Origin of the sequence: Labrenzia sp. THAF82, assembly GCF_009363435.1 — a bacterium.
Taxonomy (GTDB): Bacteria; Pseudomonadota; Alphaproteobacteria; order Rhizobiales; family Stappiaceae; genus Roseibium; species Roseibium porphyridii.
Window position 1 is genome coordinate 1,462,835 of the sequence record NZ_CP045354.1, and the last position, 25,246, is coordinate 1,488,080.

General features: G+C 55.7%; 21 protein-coding genes. 18 read left to right on the plus strand and 3 right to left on the minus strand.

Going from position 1 to position 25,246, the window contains the following annotated elements; all coding sequences use genetic code 11:
* Positions 1–42: 42 nt before the first annotated feature.
* Positions 43–3,375 (minus strand): DUF2126 domain-containing protein, encoded by a 3,333-nt coding sequence (locus FIV00_RS07030; RefSeq protein WP_152500080.1) that lies wholly within the window; start codon positions 3,373–3,375, stop codon positions 43–45.
* A 127-nt stretch (positions 3,376–3,502) separates the two neighbouring features.
* Positions 3,503–4,405, minus strand: a complete 903-nt coding sequence (locus FIV00_RS07035; RefSeq protein WP_152500081.1) for a hypothetical protein — start codon at positions 4,403–4,405, stop codon at positions 3,503–3,505.
* 569 nt (positions 4,406–4,974) lie between these two features.
* Between FIV00_RS07035 and FIV00_RS07040 the strand changes: the two genes are divergently transcribed.
* Genes FIV00_RS07040 through FIV00_RS07060 form a run of 5 tightly spaced genes read left to right on the plus strand, consistent with a single transcriptional unit; the run spans position 4,975 to position 9,496 of the window.
* Positions 4,975–6,111, plus strand: coding sequence for an ABC transporter substrate-binding protein (locus FIV00_RS07040; RefSeq protein WP_152500082.1), 1,137 nt, complete (start codon positions 4,975–4,977; stop codon positions 6,109–6,111).
* A gap of 56 nt (positions 6,112–6,167) precedes the next feature.
* Positions 6,168–7,088, plus strand: coding sequence for a branched-chain amino acid ABC transporter permease (locus tag FIV00_RS07045; protein WP_152500083.1), 921 nt, complete (start codon positions 6,168–6,170; stop codon positions 7,086–7,088).
* Positions 7,085–8,068: a branched-chain amino acid ABC transporter permease gene (locus tag FIV00_RS07050; RefSeq protein ID WP_152500084.1), complete on the plus strand. Its 984-nt coding sequence runs from the start codon at positions 7,085–7,087 to the stop codon at positions 8,066–8,068. The genes FIV00_RS07045 and FIV00_RS07050 overlap by 4 nt, the downstream gene beginning before the upstream one ends.
* Positions 8,061–8,810 (plus strand): ABC transporter ATP-binding protein, encoded by a 750-nt coding sequence (locus FIV00_RS07055; RefSeq protein WP_152500085.1) that lies wholly within the window; start codon positions 8,061–8,063, stop codon positions 8,808–8,810. The genes FIV00_RS07050 and FIV00_RS07055 overlap by 8 nt, the downstream gene beginning before the upstream one ends.
* Entirely contained in the window at positions 8,807–9,496 is a 690-nt protein-coding gene (locus tag FIV00_RS07060) for an ABC transporter ATP-binding protein (RefSeq protein WP_152500086.1), read from the plus strand. Before FIV00_RS07055 ends, FIV00_RS07060 begins: the two co-directional genes overlap by 4 nt.
* A gap of 37 nt (positions 9,497–9,533) precedes the next feature.
* Here FIV00_RS07060 and FIV00_RS07065 read toward each other — a convergent pair whose 3' ends face one another.
* On the minus strand, positions 9,534–10,592 hold the full coding sequence (locus tag FIV00_RS07065) for an NAD-dependent epimerase/dehydratase family protein (RefSeq protein WP_152500087.1): 1,059 nt from the start codon (positions 10,590–10,592) through the stop codon (positions 9,534–9,536).
* 494 nt (positions 10,593–11,086) lie between these two features.
* On the opposite strand from FIV00_RS07065, the gene FIV00_RS07070 reads away from it, so the two are divergent.
* The 13 genes from FIV00_RS07070 (at position 11,087) to FIV00_RS07130 (ending at position 25,175) form a co-directional block, all read left to right on the plus strand.
* Positions 11,087–12,826, plus strand: coding sequence for an ABC transporter substrate-binding protein (locus tag FIV00_RS07070; RefSeq protein WP_152500088.1), 1,740 nt, complete (start codon positions 11,087–11,089; stop codon positions 12,824–12,826).
* 127 nt (positions 12,827–12,953) lie between these two features.
* Positions 12,954–14,018 (plus strand): ABC transporter ATP-binding protein, encoded by a 1,065-nt coding sequence (locus tag FIV00_RS07075; RefSeq protein WP_152500089.1) that lies wholly within the window; start codon positions 12,954–12,956, stop codon positions 14,016–14,018.
* 12 nt (positions 14,019–14,030) lie between these two features.
* Complete coding sequence (locus tag FIV00_RS07080; RefSeq protein ID WP_152500090.1) at positions 14,031–15,119, plus strand: ABC transporter ATP-binding protein; 1,089 nt, start codon at positions 14,031–14,033, stop codon at positions 15,117–15,119.
* Positions 15,116–15,985: a carbohydrate ABC transporter permease gene (locus FIV00_RS07085; RefSeq protein ID WP_209006975.1), complete on the plus strand. Its 870-nt coding sequence runs from the start codon at positions 15,116–15,118 to the stop codon at positions 15,983–15,985. Before FIV00_RS07080 ends, FIV00_RS07085 begins: the two co-directional genes overlap by 4 nt.
* Positions 15,986–15,996: 11 nt before the next feature.
* A complete protein-coding gene (locus tag FIV00_RS07090) occupies positions 15,997–16,794 on the plus strand; it encodes a carbohydrate ABC transporter permease (protein ID WP_152500092.1) in 798 nt (265 codons plus the stop codon).
* Positions 16,794–17,072: a DUF2160 domain-containing protein gene (locus FIV00_RS07095; protein WP_152500093.1), complete on the plus strand. Its 279-nt coding sequence runs from the start codon at positions 16,794–16,796 to the stop codon at positions 17,070–17,072. Before FIV00_RS07090 ends, FIV00_RS07095 begins: the two co-directional genes overlap by 1 nt.
* 135 nt (positions 17,073–17,207) lie before the next feature.
* Complete coding sequence (locus tag FIV00_RS07100) at positions 17,208–17,603, plus strand: BlaI/MecI/CopY family transcriptional regulator (protein ID WP_152500094.1); 396 nt, start codon at positions 17,208–17,210, stop codon at positions 17,601–17,603.
* Positions 17,590–18,747, plus strand: coding sequence for a M56 family metallopeptidase (locus FIV00_RS07105; RefSeq protein WP_152500095.1), 1,158 nt, complete (start codon positions 17,590–17,592; stop codon positions 18,745–18,747). The genes FIV00_RS07100 and FIV00_RS07105 overlap by 14 nt, the downstream gene beginning before the upstream one ends.
* A 248-nt stretch (positions 18,748–18,995) precedes the next feature.
* A complete protein-coding gene (locus tag FIV00_RS07110; protein WP_209006841.1) occupies positions 18,996–20,081 on the plus strand; it encodes a hypothetical protein in 1,086 nt (361 codons plus the stop codon).
* Between the two features lie 388 nt (positions 20,082–20,469).
* Entirely contained in the window at positions 20,470–22,356 is a 1,887-nt protein-coding gene (locus FIV00_RS07115; protein WP_152500096.1) for an NAD(P)H-dependent oxidoreductase subunit E, read from the plus strand.
* Positions 22,353–23,081, plus strand: coding sequence for a 2Fe-2S iron-sulfur cluster-binding protein (locus FIV00_RS07120; protein ID WP_152500097.1), 729 nt, complete (start codon positions 22,353–22,355; stop codon positions 23,079–23,081). Before FIV00_RS07115 ends, FIV00_RS07120 begins: the two co-directional genes overlap by 4 nt.
* Positions 23,078–23,647 carry an NADP oxidoreductase gene (locus tag FIV00_RS07125; protein WP_152500098.1) on the plus strand — a complete coding sequence of 190 codons (570 nt, stop codon included), beginning with the start codon at positions 23,078–23,080 and terminating at the stop codon, positions 23,645–23,647. The genes FIV00_RS07120 and FIV00_RS07125 overlap by 4 nt, the downstream gene beginning before the upstream one ends.
* Positions 23,648–23,732: 85 nt before the next feature.
* A complete protein-coding gene (locus FIV00_RS07130) occupies positions 23,733–25,175 on the plus strand; it encodes a Ni/Fe hydrogenase subunit alpha (protein ID WP_152500099.1) in 1,443 nt (480 codons plus the stop codon).
* The last annotated feature ends 71 nt before the right edge of the window (positions 25,176–25,246 follow it).

Consider the following 25,246-nt stretch of genomic DNA (forward strand, 5'->3'; position numbering starts at 1 on the left):
CCTATCCGTATTCAAGCACTTTTCGATGAACGCGGATCGTCCTTATACATTTTGAGGCCTGCGCAGGTCTAGGGTCAAAGGAAACTCCGGATGTGGGTGCTCTGCTGTTGGCATATATAGACCAGGTGAATGACCATGGGCCTCGAAGCGGGCGAGCCGCCTTGCCTCGGCCTCGTTGCCATTGACCGGGAACGTCTCGTAGTTGCGCCCGCCAGGGTGCGCGACGTGATAAACACAGCCCCCCAGAGCGCGTCCGCTCCACGTGTCGAATATGTCGAATGTCAGCGGAGCATCAACCGGATGCACGGGATGCAGAGCCATGGCAGGCTGCCAGGCCTTATACCGAACGCCGGCGACGGAAACGCCATTCGTTTCCGTTTTCTGCAATGGCATCATTCGGCGATTGCACGTCACGGTGTAACGGTCCGGGTCACTGGTCGTCAGCTTGACTTGCAGGCGTTCGGTTGAACTGTCCGTGTATCTGACAGTTCCGCCAATCGCTCCAGTTTCGCCAAGCACGTGCCAGGGTTCCAAGGCTTGGCGCAACTCAAGATGCACACCTTCAACCTCGATTTCACCGCAGAAGGGAAAGCGGAATTCGGCTTGCGCCTCGAACCATTCGGGCCGCATCGAAAAACCATGGTGTTCCAAGTCCTTCAGGACTTCAAGGAAGTCAGTCCAGACATAGTGCGGCAGCATGAAGCGATCATGCAGAGCTGTTCCCCAGCGGGTCAAATTGCCTGACAATGGGTGCTGCCAGAGACGGGCAATCAGCGCACGCAGAAGCAGCTGTTGTGCAAGGCTCATGCGCGAGTCGGGCGGCATTTCGAAGCCTCGAAATTCCACCAGTCCAAGACGTCCGGTCGGGCCGTCCGGTGAATAGAGCTTGTCGATGCAAATTTCGGCTCTGTGCGTGTTGCCGGTGACGTCGACAAGAAGGTTTCGCAGCAATCTGTCGACCAGCCATGGGAAAGGTGCAGCGCCCTCGTCCGGGCGGTGGATCTGTGACAGGGCCACTTCCAGTTCATACAAGCCGTCGTGACGAGCTTCGTCGACCCGTGGTGCCTGCGAAGTCGGGCCGATGAAAAGGCCGGAAAACAAATAAGACAGGCTCGGCCGTCTTTGCCAGTGCAGGATCAGGCTGCGCAACAGGTCCGGCCGCCTCAGGAAAGGGCTGTCCAAAGGCGTTGCGCCCCCGACAACAACGTGATTGCCGCCTCCGGTGCCGGTATGCTTACCGTCGATCATGAACTTTTCAGCGCCAAGGCGGGACTGGCGCGCGTCCTCATAGACGCCTTCAGTTATGGCGACGCAGTCCTTCCAGCTCGTCGCCGGATGAATATTCACTTCCACGACGCCTGGGTCGGGGGCAACGCGGATGACATTCATGCGGGGGTCGGTTGGAGGGGGGTAGCCCTCGATGTGAACTGGCAAATTCATATCGGTAGCGGCGGTTTCCGCCGCCGAGACAAGTTCCAGGTAGTCCTCAAGACGTTCGACCGGTGGCATGAAGACGCAGAGCCTACCGTCGCGCGGCTCTACCGACAGTGCCGTCCGCACGGCGGCCTCGCCCAACTCGTCATTTGTCAGTTGCTGCTCGCGCCGGTCCTGCTGTGCGCCACCTGCGGTGAAATGTGCAACTCCCTGAGGCCTGTCACCCTGCTTTCCGACAGGAAAGTCGGGCAAGGGCTCCCGTGGCAATGTCGGGTCCATGATGTTTGTGTAGGGATATTGAGCTGGGGGAACATGAGGCAAGGATTCAAGTGGAATTCGATACCCGACCGGACTGTCACCCGGAACCAGGAACAGGGCGTCGCGCCTGAGGTTCCAGCGTTCTGAGCGCCACCCCTTACCTGCCGCTTTCGATTGCCAGCGTTGTACGGGAAGAACGTAACCGGACGGCGTTGCCAGGCCTCGGTCAAACACGCGTGCGATGCGATGGCGCGCCTCTGCGTCTTCCAGTTCCGAATTGTCCGGCGTGACATTCACTGGAAGGCCCGCCTCCTTGACGAGCCACACAGCAGGATCCTCAAATGCCGGAACCACATAGTCGGTTTCGAGACCAAGATTTTCTGCCATGCCATTGAGCAGGGCTTGCGCCTTTTCGGCATCGGCACCGGTTTCCTGACCCTCATCGGCGATCAGATCCGGATCATTCCAGATCGGCTTCTCGTCGCGTCGCCAGAACAACGAAAACGTCCATCTGGGGAGCGTTTCTCCCGGATACCATTTGCCCTGGCCGTAATGCAGGAACCCGCCCGGTGCGAAACGTTCCCGCAGGCGGCGGATCAGAACGTCAGCCCGGTCGCGTTTGGCCGGACCGACCGCGTCCGTGTTCCATTCGTCGGATTCAAAATCGTCGATTGAGACAAATGTAGGTTCGCCGCCCATTGTAAGGCGAACGTCCTCCTGTTTGAGGATACGATCGACATCTTCTCCCAGAGTGTTGAGGGCGTTCCAGGCTTCGTCTGAAAAGGGTTTTGTAATGCGCGGATGTTCGGCAACCCGTGCGATCTTCATATCAAAGGCAAAGTCGACATTCGCATCGCTAGCCATGCCGACGATTGGTGCGGCATTCGTGTAGTGCGGCGTTGCAGCGAGCGGGATGTGGCTTTCCCCTGTCAGGAGCCCGGATGTCGGGTCCAGTCCGATCCAGCCGGCACCGGGGAGGTAGACCTCTGTCCAGGCGTGAAGGTCGGTGAAATCATGGTCCGTTCCCGATGGCCCGTCGAGCGCTTCAAGGTCCGGCTTCAGCTGGATAAGATATCCTGAGACAAAGCGCGCGGCGAAGCCAAGGTGGCGCAAGGTTTGAACCAGAAGCCAACTGGAGTCCCGGCAAGAGCCGGTACCCTTATTGAAGGTCTCTTCAGGTGTCTGCACGCCCGGTTCCATTCGGATGACATATCCGATTTCCTTTGAAACCCGTGCGTTCAGCCCGACGACAAAATCGACCGTGCGTTCTGTTTCTCTCGGTATGGAAGCGAGAAAGTCCGTTAGACGCGGACCTGCTGGATCGGCGCGCGTATAGATCAGGAGATCTTCGCGGAGTTCTTCCGGGTAGTCGAATGGCCATTCTTCCGCACGTTCTTCAACGAAGAAATCAAACGGATTGTAGACGGTCATGTCCGCGACCAGATCCACTTCGATCTTGAATTCACGAACGGGTTCGGGAAACACGAAACGGGCAAGCCAGTTGCCGTAGGGATCTTGCTGATGATTGACGAAATGATCGGCAGGGGCAACTTTCAATGAATGTGAAAGTACCCTGGTGCGGCTGTGAGGAGCAGGCCTTAGGCGAATGATCTGGGGGCTCAACGTGACCGGACGGTCATAGCGGTAGTGCGTAAGGTGATAAATGCTTGCTTTGATCGACATGAACGGACCCTGGTCAGGACGAGCTGGTAAGTCGGGTTAGCGTTTCACAATTCCACGCTCCGTTCCACGTCAAACTGTAGGCAGAAAAAGCATCGCTGAGCGGCTCTATGTGTGTGGCTGATCGTGATCAGCTGTCTGAATCAGACGCATTGCCCCGCAGATTGCGCGGGTCGAGCCACAGCGATTTGTCATCGAGCGGGGTCAATGGACTGAGGTTTGGATTGGGAATCGAAAAAATCTTCCTGCCTTCCAGCTTTGCCCGCGCAATATCGTCTCCGTGAAAATCCAGAAAGTGTTTGTCGAAACTGCCGTCAGATATCATTTGCCTCAATCCCGTTTCGATCTGTCTTGCGAGTTCTGGATGTTTGGGACTGACAAAAAAATAGGTCGGCAGGGGAATGAACAGGCAAAGCGTTTCTTCAATGACCAGATTGGGGTTGGTCTTGCTGAAAACCGTTTGTTCCTGAAATATTTCGTTGAGGCCGCGGCCGAACGTCGTGAAGCGCCCGAGTTTCAGCATATCGAATAGGGTCTTGTATTCAGGTGCTGTGACGACCTGAAAACCTGCATTCTCCATGACCCGGCGCGTCGACCATTGAGCACCAGATCCTGTCGGAAAAGCGAGCAGGTCTTCAAGTGTTTCAACCTGCGAGATCGCTAGCTGATCCCGTTTGTTGATGAGGAACAGTCGATGGCCTTGAATTCCCTTCCTTATGGGAATTCTGATTGTCAGAAGGTTCTCTTCCCACCCCGGCTTCGGGGCCTCTGCGACAACATGAATAATTTCACCGTCGATCAGTTCTGGCAGTAACCTGTCCCTGGAGAGTTCTGTGTCCATTTGTCGAACGCGAGCGGTTTGTCCGGCTTTCTCAAGGGACATTTCCAGGAGAATTTGAGCGTAGCGGTATCGCTGATCGTCCTGCCCGTAAGGCTTGATCGTAACAACTTCTGAAGTTCCGGCGAAAGCGATCACGCTGGAAAAAACTATCGCGATTTTTGCGAGTGCAATTTTCAAATATGCAGATCGCATTGTCGTCATCCTGCGCTTTCAGGCGAAAATTGTCGCTGTATCTTATACCATTGTTCCAGCTTGACCGAGAGGTACTTCCGGTCTTTCCACGCCTTGGGGTCCTGAAGCAAAAAAGAGTTTTGCTCTGAGCGATATGGTTCTCTCTTCAATTTCTGGCTCTTTAAGGGGCCCTTTCAAGTCGATACCTGGTCAGGAGTGCGCAAGCGCGAGCTTATAGGGAATGCAGCGACCGATCCGGGTTGGTCGTCTGTTTGTTCGCAAGCAGAGGTAAGCTTCAGAAAGTGATCTTCTTTAAGGTTTAATATTTCATGCTTGAAATTTATTTTCCGTCTGACTAGGCTTCAGTTGCGTGTCAGCCAAGGTTTGCGATCAGATGAACCTGGACATGTGGGCTCAAATGCTTCGCGAAAACTGAAAATCGCGTGCAATATGTGGAACATACGCTCCGAAAGGTGCTTTATTACAACACGATCGGCCTTGCGAAAAAACACAAGTCTGTTTGAGTGAAGGGCGACAACAACAATAGCCCATCCAGAAATCGGGAACACTGGAACCAACAGGAGAGACAGATGAAATTCTTTAGCCTTGCGGCGAGTGCCGCGCTGGCACTCGGTGTGGTGTCTGCGCACGCCGAACCTTTAAAAGTCGGCATGATCACCACGCTTTCAGGGGGCGGCGCAGGTCTTGGTATTGATGTGCGCGATGGTTTCATGCTGGCGGTCAAGCAAGCCGGCAACGAGAATATCGAAGTCATCATTGAGGATGACCAGCGCAAACCGGACATCGCGGTACAGCTTGCTGACAAGCTTGTGCAGTCAGAAAAGGTCGACGTCTTGACCGGAATCATCTGGTCCAATCTGGCAATGGCCGTGGTGCCTGCAGTCACCGCGCAAGGTAAATTCTACCTCTCGCCCAATGCGGGACCATCCGCACTTGCAGGCAAGGGATGCCATCCGAATTATTTCAATGTGGCCTGGCAGAATGACAATCTGCATGAAGCTGCCGGTGCTTATGCCAAGGAAGCCGGCTACAAGAAGAGCTTCATTCTTGCGCCGAACTATCCGGCGGGCAAAGACGCTTTGACCGGTTACAAGCGCTTTTACGATGGCGAGCTTGCCGGGGAGATCTACACCAAGCTCGGCCAGACCGACTACGCAGCAGAACTTGCGCAGATACGTGCATCTGATGCTGACAGCGTCTTCTTCTTCCTGCCTGGCGGAATGGGCATCTCCTTCCTCAAGCAATATGCCGACAGCGGTGTCGACCTGCCTGTCGTCGGACCGGCCTTCTCTTTCGATCAGGGTATTCTGCAGGCCGTTGGCGATGCTGCTTTGGGTGTGAAAAACACCAGCCAATGGAACAAGGACATCGACAACGCCACCAACAAGGCTTTTGTCGAGAGCTTCCAGGCCGAATACGGACGGTTGCCTTCGCTCTACGCTTCCCAGGGCTTCGACACGGCAAATCTGCTGTTGTCGGCAATGGTTTCGGCAGACGTAAACGATGCGGATGCCTTCCGTGCTGCGCTTAAGGCAGCTGACTTCAGTTCGACCCGGGGCGACTTCGAGTTCGGGCCGAACCACCATCCAGTGCAGGACATTTTTGTCCGCGAGGTGATCAAGGAAGGCGACGTCTACACCAACAAGATCATTGCAACTGCATTGACCGATCGTGCCGATGCATATGCGGCCGAGTGTAAGATGTAACCGAATTCTACTCTGGCCGGCGCACTGACTGCGCCGGCCGTTTCATCGGGATTTTCATGTCACTGTTATTGCTCATAGAGCAGGTTCTGAATGGCCTGCAGTTCGGTGTCATGCTGTTTTTGATGGCTGCCGGTCTGACGCTGATCTTCGGTGTGATGGGGCTGATCAACCTTGCGCATGGTTCGCTTTATATGATCGGTGCGTTCTGCGCGGCAGCGGTTGCAGGGGCCACAGGTTCCTTCGTGCTGGCGCTGGTGGCGGCTCTCGCCGGAGCGGCCATTGCCGGGGCACTGGTCGAGATCCTGGTCATCCGGCGACTTTACGGAAAAGACCATCTGGATCAGGTGCTGGCCACTTTTGCCCTGATCCTTATTTTTTCGGAAGGAACGCGGTGGCTGTTTGGCTCCTTTCCGCTTTTTCTTGATGTTCCCGATGCCCTGTCCGGCCCGATCACGCTGCCGGGCGGTATCGAATACCCACTATACCGTCTGACGCTGATTGCCGTCGGGTTGATGGTGGCACTCGGGCTATTCCTGCTGATATCGCGAACGCGCATTGGCATTCAGATCCGTGCGGGCGAAAATGACCGCGAAATGATTGCTGCGCTTGGCGTCGATATTGGCCGGCTTTACACCATCGTTTTCGCGCTGGGCGCGGCGCTGGCCGGATTGGCGGGTGCGCTTGTCGGGGCCATTCAGTCCGTTCAGGTGGGCATGGGCGAACCGGTCCTGATCCTGGCATTCGTCGTCATCGTGATCGGCGGGATCGGGTCCATCAAAGGTGCTCTTGTCGGAGCGCTTCTTGTCGGGCTTACGAACACGCTTGGCGGAATTTTTCTGCCTGAAGTGATGAAACTGTTCATGGAGCCCTCTGTTGCCACATCTGTCGGTGCCTCGCTGGCGTCCATGGCGATCTACATCCTGATGGCCGCCGTCCTGATCCTGAAACCGACGGGTCTGTTCGGAGCGCGCGCATGACCCGGGAAAACGGTTTCAATTTGCTGATCATCGCCGGTCTTGTGCTGGTGCCGCTTTGGGCCTTTTTTGCAGATGAGCCCTTTACCATCACGCTGGCAACACGTGCGGTCATTCTGGCCATGGCGGCAGTCGGGCTTAATATTGCGCTTGGCCTCGGTGGGTTGATCAGCCTCGGGCATGCGGTGTTCTTCGGTCTCGGAGGCTACACAATGGGCATTTTAGCCTATCACGCCCAGACCTACACACCATTTATCGAATGGCCCTTCGTAATCGAGGGGACGAAGTCCATGCCGGTCATCTGGCTTGTGGCGGTCGTGATGTCCTCTCTTGCGGCTTTCGTGATCGGCCTGTTGTCACTCCGGACATCCGGGGCCTATTTCATCATGATCACCCTCGCTTTCGGGCAGATGTTCTTTTTCTTCTCGATCAGCTGGAGCGCTTATGGCGGGGAAGATGGTGTCTCGATCTATCTTCGAAACGGTTTCCCCGGCCTCAACACGCTGGCACCTATTCAGTTCTATGGACTTTGTTTCGGTCTATTGATGCTGGTGCTTTTGTTCGCGTCGCTCCTCGCGCGCTCGCCTTTCGGCCTTGCCTTGAACGCTGCGCGTCAATCCGAACAGCGGGTTCAGGCTGTCGGTATGATGCCGTTTCGCTTGCGCCTTGCAGCCTTTGTTATCTCCGGTGCGATTACCGGTCTTGCCGGTGCACTTTTTGCGGATCTGAACCGGTTCGTCAGTCCGGCCATGTTCTCCTGGCAGATGTCAGGCGAGATCATGATCCTGGTGATCCTTGGTGGTGTCGGCAGGCTTTATGGCCCGGTCGTCGGCGCCATCGTCTATGTTCTGCTTGAGCATGTGCTGGGCGACCTGTCGGACTATTGGCATATCTATCTGGGTGTCCTGCTGCTGCTTGTGGTGCTTTTCGTCAAGGGCGGGATCATCGGGGCGGTCAGCGGCCGGAGGGCTGCTCATGGGTGATGTGGTCCTGGAAACCAGAGGGATATGCAAAAATTACGGGGCGCTGGAGGTCAGCAAGAACATTTCCTTGACGCTGCGCAAAGGTGAAGTTCATGCCGTAATCGGGCCGAATGGTGCCGGCAAATCCACACTTATTCATCAGATCTGCGGAACGGTACAACCAGATTTTGGGAGTATTCATCTTCTCGACGAAGACGTTACCCAAAAGCCTGTCGACAAACGGGCAAAGGCGGGCCTAGCGCGCACCTTTCAGGTTTCGGCATTGGCGATGGAAGATACCGTTCTGGAAAATGTCGTTCTTGGATGTGTCGGAGCGAGTGGCAAAGCCTTCCGGCTGTTTCAGCCAGTTCTGACCGACAAGGACCTTTTGGAAACAGCACGAACGGCGTTGGAGCGGGTCGGTCTTGAGGATGTGGCCGAAAAACGTACTGCCGATCTCAGCCATGGTCAGCGCAGACAACTTGAAGTCGCCATCGCGCTGACACTGGCGCCCAAAGCTTTTGTCATGGATGAGCCCATGGCAGGTCTGGGTGCGGAAGGGTCGAAACGCATGACCGGTTTTCTTGACACTTTGCGCGCCGAAGCTCCGATCCTGCTCGTCGAGCATGACATGGATGCTGTGTTTGCGCTGGCCGACCGCATCAGCGTTCTGGTCTATGGCAGCATCATTGCCAGCGGAACCGTTGAGGAAATTCGGTCAGATCCTGGCGTCCGCGAAGCCTATTTGGGGGACGAGGCATGACATCGGTCCTTTCCCTTGAACAAATAGAAGCTTCCTATGGACCTATCCAAGCATTGTTCGGTGTCTCGCTGGACGTGAGCGAAGGAGAAGCTGTGGCGCTCATGGGACGAAACGGCATGGGCAAGTCCACTACAGTAAAGACAATCTGCGGAATGTTGCCGGCGCAGGGTGATATCCGGTTTGCTGGAAACGGTATCAATGGGCTGCCCAGTCACAAGATTGCCCGGCTGGGTATCGGGCTCGTTCCGGAAGGCCGGAGATGTTTTTCCGGACTGAGTGTTGAGGAAAATCTCGTGGCGGCGAGCCGCAAGGGCGAGTGGGATTTCGCCAAGGTGACGGATCTGTTTCCGAGATTGGCTGAGCGCCGTCGGCAACAGGCTGCCTCTCTTTCGGGAGGGGAGCAACAGATGCTTGCCATCGGTCGTGCCCTGATGACCAATCCGAGACTGCTTGTCCTTGACGAGGCAACGGAGGGCCTTGCACCGGTCGTCCGGCAGGAAATCTGGACCGCCATCGAAGCTCTCAAAAACCAGACAGGTGTCTCGATCCTGATCATCGACAAGTCGCTCAAGGAATTGGCACGGATTGCGGACCGGGCTGTGATCGTGGAGCGGGGCAAAGACGTCTGGTCCGGTCCGTTCGATGCGCTTGATCGTGAAGTCGCAGACAGGCATCTGGGCGTTTAACCAAAGCACCTGGAAAGATGATCATCCAACTGACGCGCTATTTCCTGAATGCGTCTGCGTCGATCATCTGCTGGAACATCTCTTCCATGGACGTGCGCAAGGGGCGATAGGTAACACCGAGGGCCGATTTGCTTTTGGAGTTGTCCGCACGCCATTTGACGTTGACGTTGTTGGCGATGAACTTCCTTGAGATGTCGTTGATCAGCGGTCCAAGCAGCCAGACCATCCACTTCGGCAATGAGTTGCGAGGGACCGGGTAGCTGTCGCCGTATTTCGGGATAAGTGCCTTGCCGAGCTCGAGAATGTTGGTGTTGTGGCCCGAGATGATGTGGCGGCCCTCAGCATCTGGAAGAAAGGCGGCTGCAACGTGTGCCTTGGCGAGATCGCGCACGTCAACGACGCCGATGCCGAGCTTCGGTGCTCCCGGTTTCATCGTGCCGTCTCCCATTTGACGGACGATATTGAAACTTTCAGACGTCGGCTTCCTGGCAAGCGATGGGCCGATGACCAGTGACGGATTGACGGTTACGAGTTTGTACCGGTCTTGCGACTGCGCCAGCTTCCAGGCTTCTTTTTCAGCAAGTGTCTTAGAATAGCTGTAGGGCTGATGAGACAAGGACGCTGTGGTGTTCCATATCGCTTCGGTCAGAACCCCGCCCGGAGCTTTTTTGCAGTCGATCGCGTCGGTATAGATGGCAGCGCAAGAGCTTGTGACTACGACACGGCTTACGCTTTGTGTCTCGTTCGCTGTCCTCAGGACATTTTGCGTTCCTTTGACGGCTGGGTCGATGAGCTCCTTTTGAGGGTTCCTGACAGACACCGTGAATGGCGACGCTGTATGAAAGACCACGGAGCATCCTTCCATGGCCTGTTGATAGGACCCTTCGCTGAGGAGGTCGGCCCCGAAAAACCTGATCTGGCCGGGAGTACCTGCCGCAAGCGTCGTCAGATGTTCAAGCTTTTCGGTGTCATCCGGATTGCGGACAGCGGCATGCACCGTCACACCGGCTTCAAGCAGCTCTTTGACGAGCCAACCGGCGACATAGCCGGATGCGCCGGTCACCAGGACGGGAGTGTCAGTTGGTATGTGTGTCAAATTGCTGCTTCCGGTTCTGTCGGGGCGGGGTTTGTAAAATCTGCATTTGCTCAGGTCTCGAAAGAGAAGATAGGTGACGCGGCATCGGGAGCAAACAATGCGACGCAAATCGGTTTCTGACAGCGTTCAAATCTGCAATCGGTCATACAAAAACGCAGCACGTGGGTTTTCAATATTTTTCGTTTGCACTGCAAAGTGAGCGCCATTTGAAGGTGGTTGTATATTCAAATGAAAGAACCGAAACCCCGTTTTTGACTCCATTTAACGTCAAATTTGTGCCACACTGCGTGTTGCCTTGGCGAGAAATTGCGGTCGGTTCAGGCATGCTTTTGGTTGCAGTTGTTTTAAAAAATACATATTTTTCAATATTTTATACCGATCTTTAGATCCTATGAAAATCTACTAAAAAATTAGTTTGACAACGTGGCGGCGGTGTGTCCAAGTATACCCAGCCGGATAAATACGGCGAAAATTTCTCACGGGAGGAGATCAAGATGCGTAAGTATCTACTCTCCGCAGTCGCAGCAGGTGCTGTGCTTGCGGGAGCAGGGTCCGCTTTTGCCGATGAAGCAGCGGCCAAAAAGTGGATCGACCAGGAATTCCAGCCATCAGTTCTGTCGAAAGACGAGCAGCTTGCAGAGATGCAGTGGTTCATCAATGCGGCCGAGCCTTTCAATGGCATGGAAATCAATGTTTTGTCTGAGGGCATTCCGACACACTCTTACGAGTCGGAAGTTCTGACAAAGGCCTTTGAAGAAATCACCGGCATCAAGGTGAACCACCAGATCCTCGGCGAGGGTGAAGTGGTCCAGGCTGTTCAGACCCAAATGCAGACCGGTCGGAACCTCTATGACGCCTATGTCAACGATTCCGACCTTATCGGTACCCATTCACGTCTTCAGTTGGCCTACAACCTGACGGATTGGATGAACGGTGCTGCCAAGGACGTCACAAACCCTGGGCTCGACCTGGATGACTTCATGGGCACCCAGTTCACCACAGGTCCGGACGGCGACCTCTACCAGCTGCCCGACCAGCAGTTCGCGAACCTTTACTGGTTCCGCAAGGACTGGTTTGACCGCGAAGACCTGCAAAAGGCCTTTAAGGAAAAATATGGCTATGATCTCGGCGTACCGGTCAACTGGTCTGCCTATGAGGACATTGCGGAGTTCTTCTCCAAGGACGTCAAGGAAATCGACGGCGTTCAGATCTATGGCCACATGGACTACGGCAAGCGCGCACCGGACCTCGGCTGGCGCATGACCGACGCCTGGCTTTCCATGGCAGGTGCAGGCGACAAGGGTGAGCCGAACGGCATCCCGGTCGACGAGTGGGGCATCCGCATGGAAGAAGGCACATGTAACCCGGTGGGTGCATCCGTGTCTCGCGGTGGTGCTGCCAACGGTCCGGCTGCGGTCTACGCGATCCGCAAGTGGGACGAATGGCTGCGCAACTATGCGCCTCCTGGCGCCGCCAGCTTCGACTTCTACCAGTCCTTGCCGGCCTTGAGCCAGGGCAACGTGGCCCAGCAGATTTTTTGGTACACCGCTTTTACCGCCGACATGGTGAAGCCGAAGTCCGAAGGTAACAACACGGTTGACGACGAAGGCACGCCGCTGTGGCGTATGGCTCCGAGCCCGCATGGTCCTTATTGGGAAGACGGCCAGAAAGTCGGCTACCAGGATGTGGGGTCTTGGACAATCCTGAATTCCACACCGGAAGATCGTGCAAAGGCCGCCTGGCTTTATGCTCAGTTCGTGGTTTCCAAAACGGTTGATACCAAGAAAAGCCACGTTGGTCTGACGTTCATCCGCGACAGTACCGTCAACCACGAGTCCTTCACCGAGCGGGCTCCAAAGCTCGGCGGTCTGGTTGAGTTCTACCGGTCTCCGGATCGCGTGGCCTGGTCTCCGACCGGCGTCAACGTTCCGGACTATCCGAAGCTGGCCCAGATCTGGTGGCAGCAGATCGGTGATGTGAACTCCGGTGCCTTCACACCGCAGGAAGCGATGGACCGACTGGCGGAAGAAATGGACATCGTCATGGCCCGCATGCAGCAGGCTGACGAACGCGCCAACGTCTATGGTGGTTGCGGTCCGCGTCTCAACGAAGAGTCTGACCCGAACGAGTGGCTGTCCAAGCCGGGTGCTCCGAAGGCCAAGCTCGACAATGAGAAGCCACAGGGCGAAACCGTCAACTATGACGAGCTCGTTGCCCGCTGGTCGCAGAACTAAGCCGAGAGCTTAGTCTCTCACCAAACTGGACCGGGGCGTGGCCCCGGTCCTTCACCGATCCGAAAGCGATGGCAGCGGCAACTGATTGCCGCAAGTAAGTCCAGTCCGGACGCAGGTGCAGTTATTCATGTCACTAGAACTCAAAAACGTCAGCAAGCGCGTTGCCGGCATCACGCATGTCAAGGAAACGAGCCTGACCTTGCTCCCGGGCCACTTCAATGTTCTCCTTGGAGAAACAGGTTCCGGGAAAACCTCGCTGATCAAGCTGATGGCCGGTCTCGACAGCCTGGCCTCCGGGCAGATCATCTTAAATGGCAAGGATGTATCCCGCCTGTCTGCGCAAAAGCGCAACATCAGCCTGGTTCACCAGTTTTTCGTCAACTATCCGCATATGTCGGTCTTCGACAATATTGCTTCCCCTTTGAAAGTATCGGGTGTTGCAAAGTCGGAAATCGAAGGGCGGGTGGAAGAAGCCGCAGCGCTGCTCAAACTGAACCCCTACCTCAAACGCAAGCCTCATGAGCTTTCAGGCGGTCAGCAACAGCGCACCGCGCTGGCGCGGGCGATCGTGAAGGAAAGCGATGCCGTTTTCCTGGACGAGCCCCTGGCCAACCTTGACTACAAGCTTCGCGAAGAGCTTCGCGACCAGCTGCCAGAGCTTTTCGCAGGACGTGGTGCCGTTGTGGTCTATGCCACTTCGGAACCAGAAGAAGCACTGCTTCTCGGCGGCAACACGGCTCTGATGAGCGACGGTAACGTGGTTCAATTCGGTTCAACTGCAGAAATTTACCGCAAGCCGAAGGATCTTGAGTCCGCCAAGGTGTTCTCCAACCCGCCGATCAACACTGCGCCTGTCACGAAACAGGGCGATATGATCATTTTGAACGACGACATTCGTTGGACAGCTTCGGGTGGGGCAGCCGGTCTTTCCGATGGGCCATATACGCTTGCCATACGCCCGAACCACGTGATGCCGGTCGAGAGCGATCATCATAGCGTTCGCCTGGACGGGCACGTTCAGGTGACCGAACTCAGCGGGTCTGAGAGCAGCGCTCATTTCGACATGCACGGACAATCATGGGTGTCACTGTCACCTGGCGTGCATCCCTATTTCGTCGGCGAGGTCCACACGTTCTATCTGGATCCGAGCCATTGCTTCTTCTTTTCGCCTGACGGCGATTTGGCGGCTTGAGGAGAGGAATTCATGGCACAGATCAAACTCTCCAACTTGCGACACAGCTACAATCCGAACCCGACGGGTGATGACGATTATGCGCTGAAGAAAATCGACCTTACCTGGGAAGATGGTGGCGCTTATGCATTGCTTGGTCCGTCCGGCTGCGGCAAGTCCACGCTTCTCAATATCATTTCGGGCCTCTTGGTCCCATCCGACGGCCAGGTGCTGTTCGACGATCAGGACGTCACGGCCTTGCCGCCTGCAAAGCGCAACATTGCCCAGGTGTTCCAGTTTCCAGTCATTTACGACACGATGACGGTCTACGACAATCTGGCCTTTCCACTGCGCAACCGAGGTCGGGACGAAGACATCGTCAAGCGCCGGGTGACCGGTATAGCGGAGATGCTGGAAGTTACCGAGATGCTTGGGACACGGGCGGCAAACCTTTCGCCTGACAACAAGCAAAAGATTTCCATGGGTCGCGGTCTGGTACGGGAAGACGTTAATGTCGTCATGTTTGATGAACCGCTGACCGTGATCGACCCGCATTTGAAATGGAAGTTGCGTTCCAAGTTGAAGGAGCTGCATCAGCGGGTCAAGGCGACGATGATCTACGTGACTCACGACCAGACCGAGGCTCTGACCTTTGCCGATCAGGTCGTGGTCATGCAGGACGGTGAAGTTGTGCAGATTGGAACTCCGGTGGAGCTTTTTGAGCGTCCGGCGCACACCTTTGTCGGTCACTTTATCGGCTCACCGGGCATGAATGTGTTGCCGTGCGACGTCAAGGACGGCGGTGCATTCTTCGGAGGTGAGCAGATCAATCTGGAAGGCCCGGTCACGGGCACCGGCGATGGCAAGGCGGAAGTCGGCATTCGTCCGGAATTCGTGTCTGTTTCCAAGGAAGGAACAGGTCTTGCCGCACAGGTTCGCAAGGTCGCGGATATCGGTCGCCACAAGGTGGTGGAAGCCGTTGCCCATGACAGCCGGATTCACGCGATTCTGGAAGGCGAAGCTCCGACCGCAGGGGATGCGGTGATGCTTGACTTCAAACAATCTCAGACCCGCCTCTACAAAGATGGCTGGCTGGCGAGCAGCCCGGGGGAGGGTGCCTGATGAAAACTCAAAACCAACGCGCCTGGCTGTTTGTCACGCCCGTTCTTTTCCTGGTCGCGTTCAACGCGCTCATTCCCATGATGACGGTGGTGAATTACTCGGTCCAGGAAACCTTCGGCGACAACCTGTTCTTCTGGCAGGGGCTCGACTGGTTCGAACAGGTTCTGAAGTCCGAACGTTTTCACAATGCGCTCGGACGGCAGTTCTTCTTCACCTTCATGATCCTCATCATCGAGGTTCCGCTTGGCATCGCAATCGCGCTTGCGATGCCGAAGAAAGGACCGTGGGTTCCGTTCTGCCTGGTCACGATGGCGTTGCCAATGCTGATCCCTTGGAACGTTGTCGGTGCAATGTGGAACATCTTCACGCTGCCGGATATCGGTCTCCTCGGATACACGATGAACCATGTCCTCGGCATCTCCTATGACATGACCCAGAATCCCGTAGCCGCCTGGGTAACGATCATCGTCATGGATGTCTGGCACTGGACGTCGCTGGTGGTGCTCCTGGCCTATGCCGGACTGGTTTCCATTCCGAACGCCTACTATCAGGCCGCCGAAATCGATGGTGCGTCCAACTGGGCCGTCTTCCGGTTCATTCAGCTGCCGAAAATGAAAACGGTGCTGACTATCGCGGTGCTGCTGCGCTTCATGGACAGCTTCAACATCTATACCGAACCGTTCGTTCTCACCGGTGGTGGGCCCGGCAACTCAACGACACTGCTGTCGATCGACCTCGTAAAAATCGCACTCGGTCAGTTCGACCTCGGTCCTGCAGCTGCCATGTCGCTCATCTACTTCGCCATCACGTTGTTCGCCTCCTGGCTGTTCTACACGCTGATGACGCTGAACGATAACAAGTCCTGAGGAGAACCAACATGCGCATGAAAAGCCTGGTTCCCGCGCTTTACATCCTCTTCCTGATGCTGCCGATCTACTGGCTCGTCGCGATGAGTTTTAAAACAACCAATGAAATCCTGGCCGGGTTCACCCTGTTCCCGCAAACCTGGACGCTCGCCAACTACATCGAGATCTTCACCGATCCGACCTGGTATTGGGGTTACATCAACTCGATCATCTACGTCACGATGAATACGGTGATCTCCGTTCTGGTGGCGTTGCCTGCAGCCTATGCGTTCTCACGCTATTCCTTTGTTGGCGACAAGCAGCTTTTCTTCTGGCTGTTGACCAACCGGATGGCTCCTGCTGCAGTCTTCGCACTGCCGTTCTTCCAGCTCTATTCCGCTGTTGGTCTGTTCGATACCCACATCGCAGTTGCTCTGGCGCATTGCCTGTTCAACATTCCGCTGGCGGTCTGGATTCTGGAAGGTTTCATGAGCGGTGTCCCGAAAGAACTCGACGAGACTGCTTATGTCGACGGCTATTCGTTCCCGCGGTTCTTCGCGACGATATTCCTGCCGGCGATCAAATCCGGTGTCGGGGTGGCCGCTTTCTTCTGCTTCATGTTCTCCTGGGTGGAGATGCTGCTATCCAAGACCCTGACAGCTGTTGAAGCCAAACCGATTGCCGCCGTGATGACCCGAACCGCTTCCTCCGCCGGTTATGAACTCGGGCTTCTGGCGGCCGCCGGGACCCTGACTATCATTCCCGGCGCCATCGTCATCTACTTTGTCCGCAACTACATTGCCAAGGGCTTCGCCCTGGGGAGGGTGTAATGCTTGGTTGGATGGCCTGGACCTGGCCGACAGCTCTTTTGTTTGTCGGCATCTTTTCAGCTGTCGGTTTTCTGACGTTCCTAGAAATCCGGTATCCAGGCGGTGACGCGCGCCAGGGGGTGCTGGGGCTCACAACGACGCGTGGTGACCGCCTTTTCATCACACTGCTCGGCACTGCCTACATATTCCTGGCCTGGCTCGGCCTCATCGGATACCCGCTCTGGGGTGCGTTGGGACTTAGCCTTGCCTGGTGTGTGTTTTGCTTCTGGAAGGTCTAAACATTTGCCACGCCCGGTAAAGTATCGGGCGTGGCGAAGTTCTTTGATCGACTAAAAGTATAGTAATTTGCGGAAGATTGATGCAAGAATAGGCGCTGTGAGTCACATCCATTCCGCGATAGGCGCAGGACCATAATGAGAAAGCGTAAAAGCAACGAGTTTTTGACCGAAGTCGAACTGGAGTTCATGACCGAACTCTGGAAGATCGGCGAAGGCTCCGTGCGCGACATTCTGGATTGTCTGCCGTCGGAGAGAAAGCTCGCCTATACGTCCTGTGCCACCATTATGCGGATCCTGGATGAGAAAGGGTTCGTGGACAGCCGAAAAGAAGGCAAGACATTTATCTATTCCCCCGTGCTGACCAAGGACGCCTACCAGTCCCGTTCCATCCGAAATCTGTCAGAAAAACTATTTGACGGCACGCCGGCCTCGCTTGTGGCCCGGCTGGTCGATGAATACGAGTTTTCGGAGGACGACCTGGAGGAAATTAGAGCGTTACTGGACAGGAGGAGGACAGATGACGCTACTTAACATGATGCTCGATGTTTACATCGACTTAAATGTCACGCTGGCTGTGACTGCACTGATCTGGATGGTCGTAAAGCTGGTGATGACACGCACAGGCATCAAGCTTGCCTACAATCTTCAACTCGCACTTCTGAACGGCCTGTTTGCCGTTCTGATCCTGTCTCCGGCTGCAGCGGCGCTTTATCACTACCTGGGAACGCTTCAGATGGTCCCAGCTGCGGCGAGCGTCAATCTGTCGGATATGGTGGTGGCCCAGTACATTCGCGGCGGCATTGATATGCCCGCTCAGGACTTTCAGGCCATCCTTGGTATGCGCGGGCAGATCAGCGAAGGCATCTTGAGCTTCTCGCCTGGCATTGGCGGCGCGATAGCTGTCCTGTTGCTTGCCGGCTTTACCTATTTCGGACTGCGGCTGGTCTCAAGCTTTGTCCGTCTGTCGGACTTTCTGTCCAATTGCCACGAATGGCGCCGTTCGGGACGTGTTCAGCTATTGTTGTCCGACTGGGCGCTGGTGCCGTTTTCCGCAAGGGGGCTTAGTCGCCACTACATTGTCATCCCGTCCGAACTTCTGACCCAGCCTGAGGATCTCAAGCTGGTGATGCGTCACGAGCTTCAGCACGTGAGGCAGGGCGATGTCACCTGGGAAATCGCACTGGAAACGCTTCGGCCGTTCTTCTTCTGGAACCCGTTCTTCTATGTCTGGAAATCCGAAGTTGAGCGTCTGCGTGAACTGGCTTGCGATCAGAAAGTCACTGAAGACAAGCGCATCGACGTGATGGCCTATTGCATGTGCCTGCTGCGCGCTGCGCAGGCGGGTCTGAAAAAACGTCAGGAGCAGGCGGCAAAGCGTGTGACTGGCGACATCGCAGCCGTTGCCTTGATCGAAGTTCAGGACAAGGTTCTTCGGCGTTCCCCGTCGCAGAAATTGCGCCGACGCGTGGAAGCTCTGCTTGACACAAAACAGGTGCGTCCTCACTGGGGCGTGCTGGGTCTTGCCGTTCTGCCTGTCGTCGCCGTTGTGTTCCTGACGGCACTGTCCATTCAGAAACCACCCGATTGGACCCATGATCGTTTGATGTTGTCGACGATCGTCAATCTTGAGCGCCTGGAAGCGATCAACACCTTCGGTCAGAGACCTCTAAGGTAATTTGCCAGACCTTATTCTGGACCACATCCAAGAAGCCCGGATCATCTCATGGTCCGGGCTTTTTTATTCTCAACTTGATTGCCTCAGACGAAACTTTGCACCAGCCGCGTCCGGTCGGCGATTACAGTGCCCTGTTCTCTATGAGGTCAGGTTGCACCTAAAATACTGATTGTATAACGTAAGGGCATGCTAGAATAAGTAGAGTTATTTCTTTTCGTTTTTCGATTTCATTTAGGGAGGCTTTGAGCATGACTGCGGAGAAAATTTCCTATCAGGACTATTTGGGACTCTTGTTGAAAGAGCCGGCCACGGACCCGGACGCGTTCGCAGAACAGTCAGAGGAGATACTCAAGTATTCGGTTGTTGTTAAAAACCAGGGCGGTTTCGATCTTGTGCTGGCTCCTGACCCCGAAAAGGTTGAGATGGACCCGGACCTTCAGGAGCTGGAAAACGCGATGGGTACCGCCAATCGCCTGGCCAGATGGCGACGGCAGAGCCAGTTTCGAAGACGGCTGAACGCGGGCGAAAACCGTCCGGTTCTGGTTTCTGAAGGTGACAGCTGGTTTCAGTTCCCGGTCCTGATCAAAGACGTTATTGACCAGCTCAACAGGCACTTTCTGATTTATTCTGTTGGAGCTGCCGGCGACACGGCTGAGAACATGGTTTATGGACCTGAAAAAAAAGCGCGCCGTGAATACATGAGTTCACTGGGGAAGATGCGCGACCATGTTGACGCCTTCCTGTTTTCTGCCGCCGGCAACGACATTATCGGGGCTGATCCGGACACCGGCGAACCCGTGCTCTACGATCTGATCCGGCCGTTCAACGGCAATCCCGGCGACATTGCGGGGCACATCGATCACGCGGTTCTGAAAGAAAAACTGACCTTCCTGAAGACGGCCTACAGGAAGGTAATTTCCGACATCAGAGCGGATCCCGGATTTCGCAATCTGCCGATTGTTATTCATGGATATGACTATGCGTTTCCTTATCCGCACCATCCAGCCGGGGGCAAGGACAGGCGCAATCCCAAATATGCGGACAAGAACCAGTGGCTGGGAGACCCGCTGGACCGGCGCGGTATTGTCAGCCAGTCCCTGCGGCGCAATCTGATCATGTACCTCGTGGATGAGCTTTACGGCATGTTGGCCGGGCTGTCGGCAAACCCGTTGAATACTGGCGTCTGGCTGGTCGATTGTCGCGGGGCAATGCCCGAAGTCTCGGACTGGAACGACGAGATACACGGCACGGACGATGGTTATACGGCTGTCGCTGCGCGCTTTCGCCAGACAATCGAGCAGGCATTGGCTCATCGCGCGACGTTGATATCCTAGCTGACGATTGAATGGTCATAGGCCACTCAATAGTGACCGCACCGGTCCTTTTGGACCGGAAGCGCTTCTAGCGTTGCGCCGTCGGACCTGCTGACCAAGCCACTGCGGACCGCTTTCGAGGTCAACCAGTAGCAGCGGGGAAACCAACGCACCGTGTCCATTGCATTGCCGTGTGTGACCTTGTCACGATAGCAGCGTGTTTCCTGCACCTATTCCGTGCATCTTGATCTGGCTCAAAGACGTTTCTCCCCATCTTTGGGAGCGTAGAGCAATCGGAGTTTCTGGCGATTGAACGTGCCCGGTGTTGGTCATTCCTTGTGAAAGGCATTTCGTTCAAATCGATTTACCAGCCGGAAGCGAACCTGGACGGATCACGAGGGAGCTCACTATGGACAACGGTCGAAATGGCGCCGGCGCCAACGGCCTCACAGCTTCATCCTGTAATGTGGCTCCTGTTCCGCAGTCAGAAATCGCTGCCATTTGTGAGAGGTTCGGCAATGACAAGCACCGGATGCTCGACATACTTCACGATGTTCAGGACCGCTATCGCTGCATAGCTCCCTCAACCATGGATGCGATTGCGTCGCACACCGATCTCACGCGCATCGAAGTTGAAGGAGTTGCGAGTTTTTATTCGTTCCTCTCTTTGACACCGAAGGGACGGGTGACGATCCGCTTGTGCGACGACATTGTCGACCGCTTTTGTGGTTTGGACGATGTTGTCGCCGTATTTGAAGACGTTCTTGGCATCAAGCTCGGTGAGACGTCCGCTGATGGGGCATTTTCTCTCGAGACGACACCTTGCATCGGCATGTGCGATCAGGCACCGGCCGCCATGGTGAACAATGTCATGCTGACCAGCCTGACACCCGAGACCGCTCGCACGGCCGCAGAGGCATTGATGGCAGGTCAGGCTCCTGAAAGCCTTGTCAGCGATCGCTTTAACGAACTGTCAGCGCACGAGCGGGCCGTGCGGATGGTTGAAAACAACATTCGGCACGCCGGGGCCGTATTGCTTGGACCAGTGCCGGAAGATGCAGGCCTCAACAATGCCGTTGGCATGAGACCGAGCCAGATCATCAATGCAGTTGAAGAAAGCGGCTTGCGCGGTTGCGGCGGTGCCGGTTTCACCACCGGCAGAAAATGGCGTTTCGCGGCCAGTGAGAAGCTCGACAGGCACTTTGTGATCTGCAATGCCGACGAAGGTGAGCCGGGAACCTTCAAGGACCGTGTGCTTTTGACAGAGCGCCCGCACCTTCTCGTTGAAGGAATGACGATAGCTGCACGGGCAGTTGGCGCTCGCGAGGGAATATTATACCTGCGAGGTGAATACGTTTATCTGCGCGAGTTGTTGGAAGGCGTGCTTGAGGAGCGTCGCCGCCGCGGGCTGCTTGGCAAAGACATTCTCGGCGTCAAAGGTTTTGAATTCGACATCCGGTTACAGCTCGGTGCCGGTGCTTATATCTGTGGTGAAGAAGGCGCTTTGATCAGTTCCTGTGAAGGCCTGCCGGGCGAACCAAAGACGCGACCTCCGTTTCCAGTCAGTCGCGGGTATCTTGGTTACCCGACAGTGGTCAACAATGTTGAAACCTTCTGCCATGCAGCGCGCATCCTGGATCAAGGTGCCAAGTGGTTTCACGCGATGGGGACCGAAGGATCCCACGGAACCAAACTCTTTTCCGTCTGCGGCGACTGTCTGAACCCGGGTATATACGAGCTGCCCTACGGGCACTCGGTCTGGGAACTGCTTGAGATGGTTGGCGGCACCGATGCTGCCGCTGTTCAGGTAGGGGGCCCAAGCGGGACCATGATCGGCCGCGACAGCTTCCATCGCAAACTCACCTTCGATGATCTGGCGACGGGCGGTGCGATCATCATCTTCAACGGACAGAGGAATATTCTGGAAATCGTTGAATACTACATGTCCTTTTTCGTTCACGAGAGCTGCGGTTATTGTACGCCTTGCCGGGTCGGGAACGTCTTTCTGCAGAAGGCGATCCAGAAGTTCCAGAAGGGGCTTGCCAATCCTGAAGACATTGACTACTTGAAGGACCTTTCCGGAACCATCATAGAGACCAGCCGATGTGGTCTCGGCATGACGTCGCCCAATCCGATCCTCTCAACGCTTAAGAATTTTCCGCTTGTCTATTCGGCCGTTTCCAAGCCGAGCAAGGATGGCATTCGCGATACGTTCGACATTCAGTCGGCGATCGACGGCGCGCGCAAGATTGCCAAGCGCCGCTCCTACATCTTCGACAAGGACTTCACCCAATGAGCGGAACAGAGAAGGAAACCGGCTTCACTTTCACCATCGATGGGGTGGAGATCAAGGCCCATGCGGGGCAGACGATTATGGAAGCGGCTGACGCTGCGGGTGTCTATATTCCGCGCTTGTGTGATCACGAAGGGTTACGGCATCAGGGCAGTTGCCGGGTCTGCACAGTAAAGGCAGGTGGCCGCAGCGTCGCTGCCTGCACGCAGCCGGCGGCGCCTGGCCAGGCAGTCGAAAACGAAACTCCGCATCTTACAAAAATGCGCCGTGACCTTGTGGAGATGCTGTTCCATGAAGGCAACCATTTGTGCCCGATCTGCGAGGCCAGCGGCAATTGCGAATTGCAGGCAATGGCCTACCGGCTCGACATGACCGAAGCCACCAAGTTTCCATATCTGGAGCCGTGCCGTGCGCTCGACGCATCGCACCCCGACATCGCGCTGGACACCAATCGCTGTATTTCTTGTGGCCGTTGTATTCGCGCCTCGCAGGATGTCGATGGCAAAGGTGTCTTTGGCTATGTCGGGCGCGGCATCCACCGCCGGGTCGCCGTGAACGGTGAGAACCTTGCCGATACGGATGCGCAAGTTTCCGATCATGCGATGTCGAGTGAAGTCTGCCCAGTGGGCTGCATCATCCGAAAGCGCGTCGGTTTCGCCGTCCCGATCGGCGAGCGTGAGTTCGACAAGGGATTGATCGGCCATGAGATCGAGGAGAAGCGCAAATGAGCGAACTTCCCAAGGCTCGCATAGCAACAGCGTCTTTGGCCGGGTGCTTTGGATGCCATATGGCGATCCTCGATATCGATGAGCGTCTGATCGAGTTGATGAAACTGGTCGACGTCGACCGTTCTCCGCTAACAGACAAGAAAAAATTCACCGAGCGCTGTGATATCGGCATTATTGAAGGGGGATGCTGTAACGAGGAAAACGTGCATGTGCTGCACGATTTCAGACGGAATTGCGACATCCTGATCGCGCTCGGGCAATGTGCCATCATGGGCGGACTTCCAGCGATGCGAAACGCGATCATGCATTCCGATGCGCCTTTGCGTGAGTGCCTTGACGAGGCCTACATCACCGGGAAATACATCCGCAATACGACCCATAATGTGCCGAACGATCCCGCTTTGCCGTTGTTGCTCGACGAGGTCTATCCCTGCTCCCAAGTGGTGGAGATCGACTACCAGATCCCGGGCTGTGCACCGACAGGCGATGTAATTTTCGACACGCTCTTCAAACTGCTGACCGGAAAATTCCGCGGCTTTGAACGCGAAATGATCAGGTTCGACTAAGGGCGCGTTCTGAACCCTTTTTTGGAAGTGTCGCCGGTCCGCCGGCGCACAGATGCAACCCACCAGAGTTGGCTGGAAATTCGAGATGACTGAACCCAGAATGATTGAAATCTCGCCGGTCACCCGCGTTGAAGGACACGGGAAGGTCACCATCCACCTCAATGCGGAAAATGAGGTCGACGAAGCTCGGCTGCACATTGTCGAATTCCGCGGATTTGAGCGTTTCATCCGTGGCCGTCTGATGTGGGAAGTGCCGGTGATTGTGCAGCGGCTGTGCGGTATTTGCCCGGTCAGCCATCATCTGGCTGCAGCAAAAGCGATGGACATGATCGCCGGGGTCGACCAATTGACGCCGACGGGTGAGAAGATGCGCCGGCTGATGCACTATGGGCAGGTCATGCAGAGCCATGTGCTTCATTTCTTTCATCTCGCAGCTCCCGACCTTTTGTTCGGCTTCGGAGCGCCTGCCGAAAAGCGCAATATTTTTGAAGTTCTGAAAGAGCAGCCTGAACTGGGCAAACGCGCTGTTCTGATGCGGAAATACGGCCAGGAAATCATCGAGGCGACGGCTGGCAAGAAGGTGCACGGAACGGGTGCCATTCCGGGTGGGATCAATCGCAATCTGCCGCTCGAAAGACGCGACCATTTCTTGTCGAATGTCGACGAGATGATTGAATGGTGTCAGGACGCGGTGAAGCTTGCGCGCGACTACACACTTGAAAACGAGGACCTTGTTTCCGAGTTCGGGTCCTTCCCATCCAATTACATGTCGATTGTGAGAGAGAGCGACGGAGCCCTGGATCTTTATCATGGCACTTTGCGGGCCTTGAGTTCGACCGGCGATACGATCTTCGATCAGGTGCCCTACACCAGATATCACGAGCTGATTGTCGAGGATGTCCGCTCCTGGTCTTACATGAAGTTTCCGTTCATCAAGGAGTTGGGTCCTGACGTCGGTTGGTACCGGGTTGGTCCGCTTGCCCGTATGAACACGGCAAGTTTCATCGACACGCCGTTGGCGGACGCTGCCCACAAGGAACTGAAAGCCGTCACGAGCGGAACACCAAACAATTCCACGCTCGCCAATCACTGGGCCCGAATGATCGAGGTCCTCCACTGTGTCGAAAAGATCCGTGAGCTTTTGCACGATCCGGATCTGCAGGGCACGGACCTGATCGCCAAGGGGGACAGGCGCGAAGAAGGTATCGGTGTTATCGAAGCCCCGCGCGGTAATCTCATTCACCACTACAAGGTCGATGAGCACGACCAGGTGACCTATTGCAACCTGATCGTTTCCACCACGCACAACAATGAAGGCATGAACCGGGCGGTAAAAGATGTCGCCGTCAAACATCTATCGGGCAAGGAACAGATCACGGAAGGTCTCCTGAACCATGTTGAGGTTGCCGTGCGGGCGTATGATCCATGCCTGTCATGCGCGACGCATGCACTCGGTCAAATGCCGCTGCAGGTGGAGCTGTTCGATGCTGATGGCGGTCTGGTCGACTGTAGGTCTCAATGCATATGAGAAATGAAAAACACTTGCGGTCATTCTTCCAGATGAGCCCTCAGAGGCAAGCAACATACGGTTGGCAATCC

Bases quoted from the DNA above. Each gene is read 5' to 3' on its own strand.
- FIV00_RS07030 (WP_152500080.1), bottom strand. From the start codon at position 3,375: ATGTCGATCAAAGCAAGCATTTATCACCTTACGCACTACCGCTATGAC.
- FIV00_RS07035 (WP_152500081.1), bottom strand. From the start codon at position 4,405: ATGCGATCTGCATATTTGAAAATTGCACTCGCAAAAATCGCGATAGTT.
- FIV00_RS07040 (WP_152500082.1), top strand. From the start codon at position 4,975: ATGAAATTCTTTAGCCTTGCGGCGAGTGCCGCGCTGGCACTCGGTGTG.
- FIV00_RS07045 (WP_152500083.1), top strand. From the start codon at position 6,168: ATGTCACTGTTATTGCTCATAGAGCAGGTTCTGAATGGCCTGCAGTTC.
- FIV00_RS07050 (WP_152500084.1), top strand. From the start codon at position 7,085: ATGACCCGGGAAAACGGTTTCAATTTGCTGATCATCGCCGGTCTTGTG.
- FIV00_RS07055 (WP_152500085.1), top strand. From the start codon at position 8,061: ATGGGTGATGTGGTCCTGGAAACCAGAGGGATATGCAAAAATTACGGG.
- FIV00_RS07060 (WP_152500086.1), top strand. From the start codon at position 8,807: ATGACATCGGTCCTTTCCCTTGAACAAATAGAAGCTTCCTATGGACCT.
- FIV00_RS07070 (WP_152500088.1), top strand. From the start codon at position 11,087: ATGCGTAAGTATCTACTCTCCGCAGTCGCAGCAGGTGCTGTGCTTGCG.
- FIV00_RS07075 (WP_152500089.1), top strand. From the start codon at position 12,954: ATGTCACTAGAACTCAAAAACGTCAGCAAGCGCGTTGCCGGCATCACG.
- FIV00_RS07080 (WP_152500090.1), top strand. From the start codon at position 14,031: ATGGCACAGATCAAACTCTCCAACTTGCGACACAGCTACAATCCGAAC.
- FIV00_RS07090 (WP_152500092.1), top strand. From the start codon at position 15,997: ATGCGCATGAAAAGCCTGGTTCCCGCGCTTTACATCCTCTTCCTGATG.
- FIV00_RS07095 (WP_152500093.1), top strand. From the start codon at position 16,794: ATGCTTGGTTGGATGGCCTGGACCTGGCCGACAGCTCTTTTGTTTGTC.
- FIV00_RS07100 (WP_152500094.1), top strand. From the start codon at position 17,208: ATGAGAAAGCGTAAAAGCAACGAGTTTTTGACCGAAGTCGAACTGGAG.
- FIV00_RS07105 (WP_152500095.1), top strand. From the start codon at position 17,590: ATGACGCTACTTAACATGATGCTCGATGTTTACATCGACTTAAATGTC.
- FIV00_RS07110 (WP_209006841.1), top strand. From the start codon at position 18,996: ATGACTGCGGAGAAAATTTCCTATCAGGACTATTTGGGACTCTTGTTG.
- FIV00_RS07115 (WP_152500096.1), top strand. From the start codon at position 20,470: ATGGACAACGGTCGAAATGGCGCCGGCGCCAACGGCCTCACAGCTTCA.
- FIV00_RS07120 (WP_152500097.1), top strand. From the start codon at position 22,353: ATGAGCGGAACAGAGAAGGAAACCGGCTTCACTTTCACCATCGATGGG.
- FIV00_RS07125 (WP_152500098.1), top strand. From the start codon at position 23,078: ATGAGCGAACTTCCCAAGGCTCGCATAGCAACAGCGTCTTTGGCCGGG.
- FIV00_RS07130 (WP_152500099.1), top strand. From the start codon at position 23,733: ATGACTGAACCCAGAATGATTGAAATCTCGCCGGTCACCCGCGTTGAA.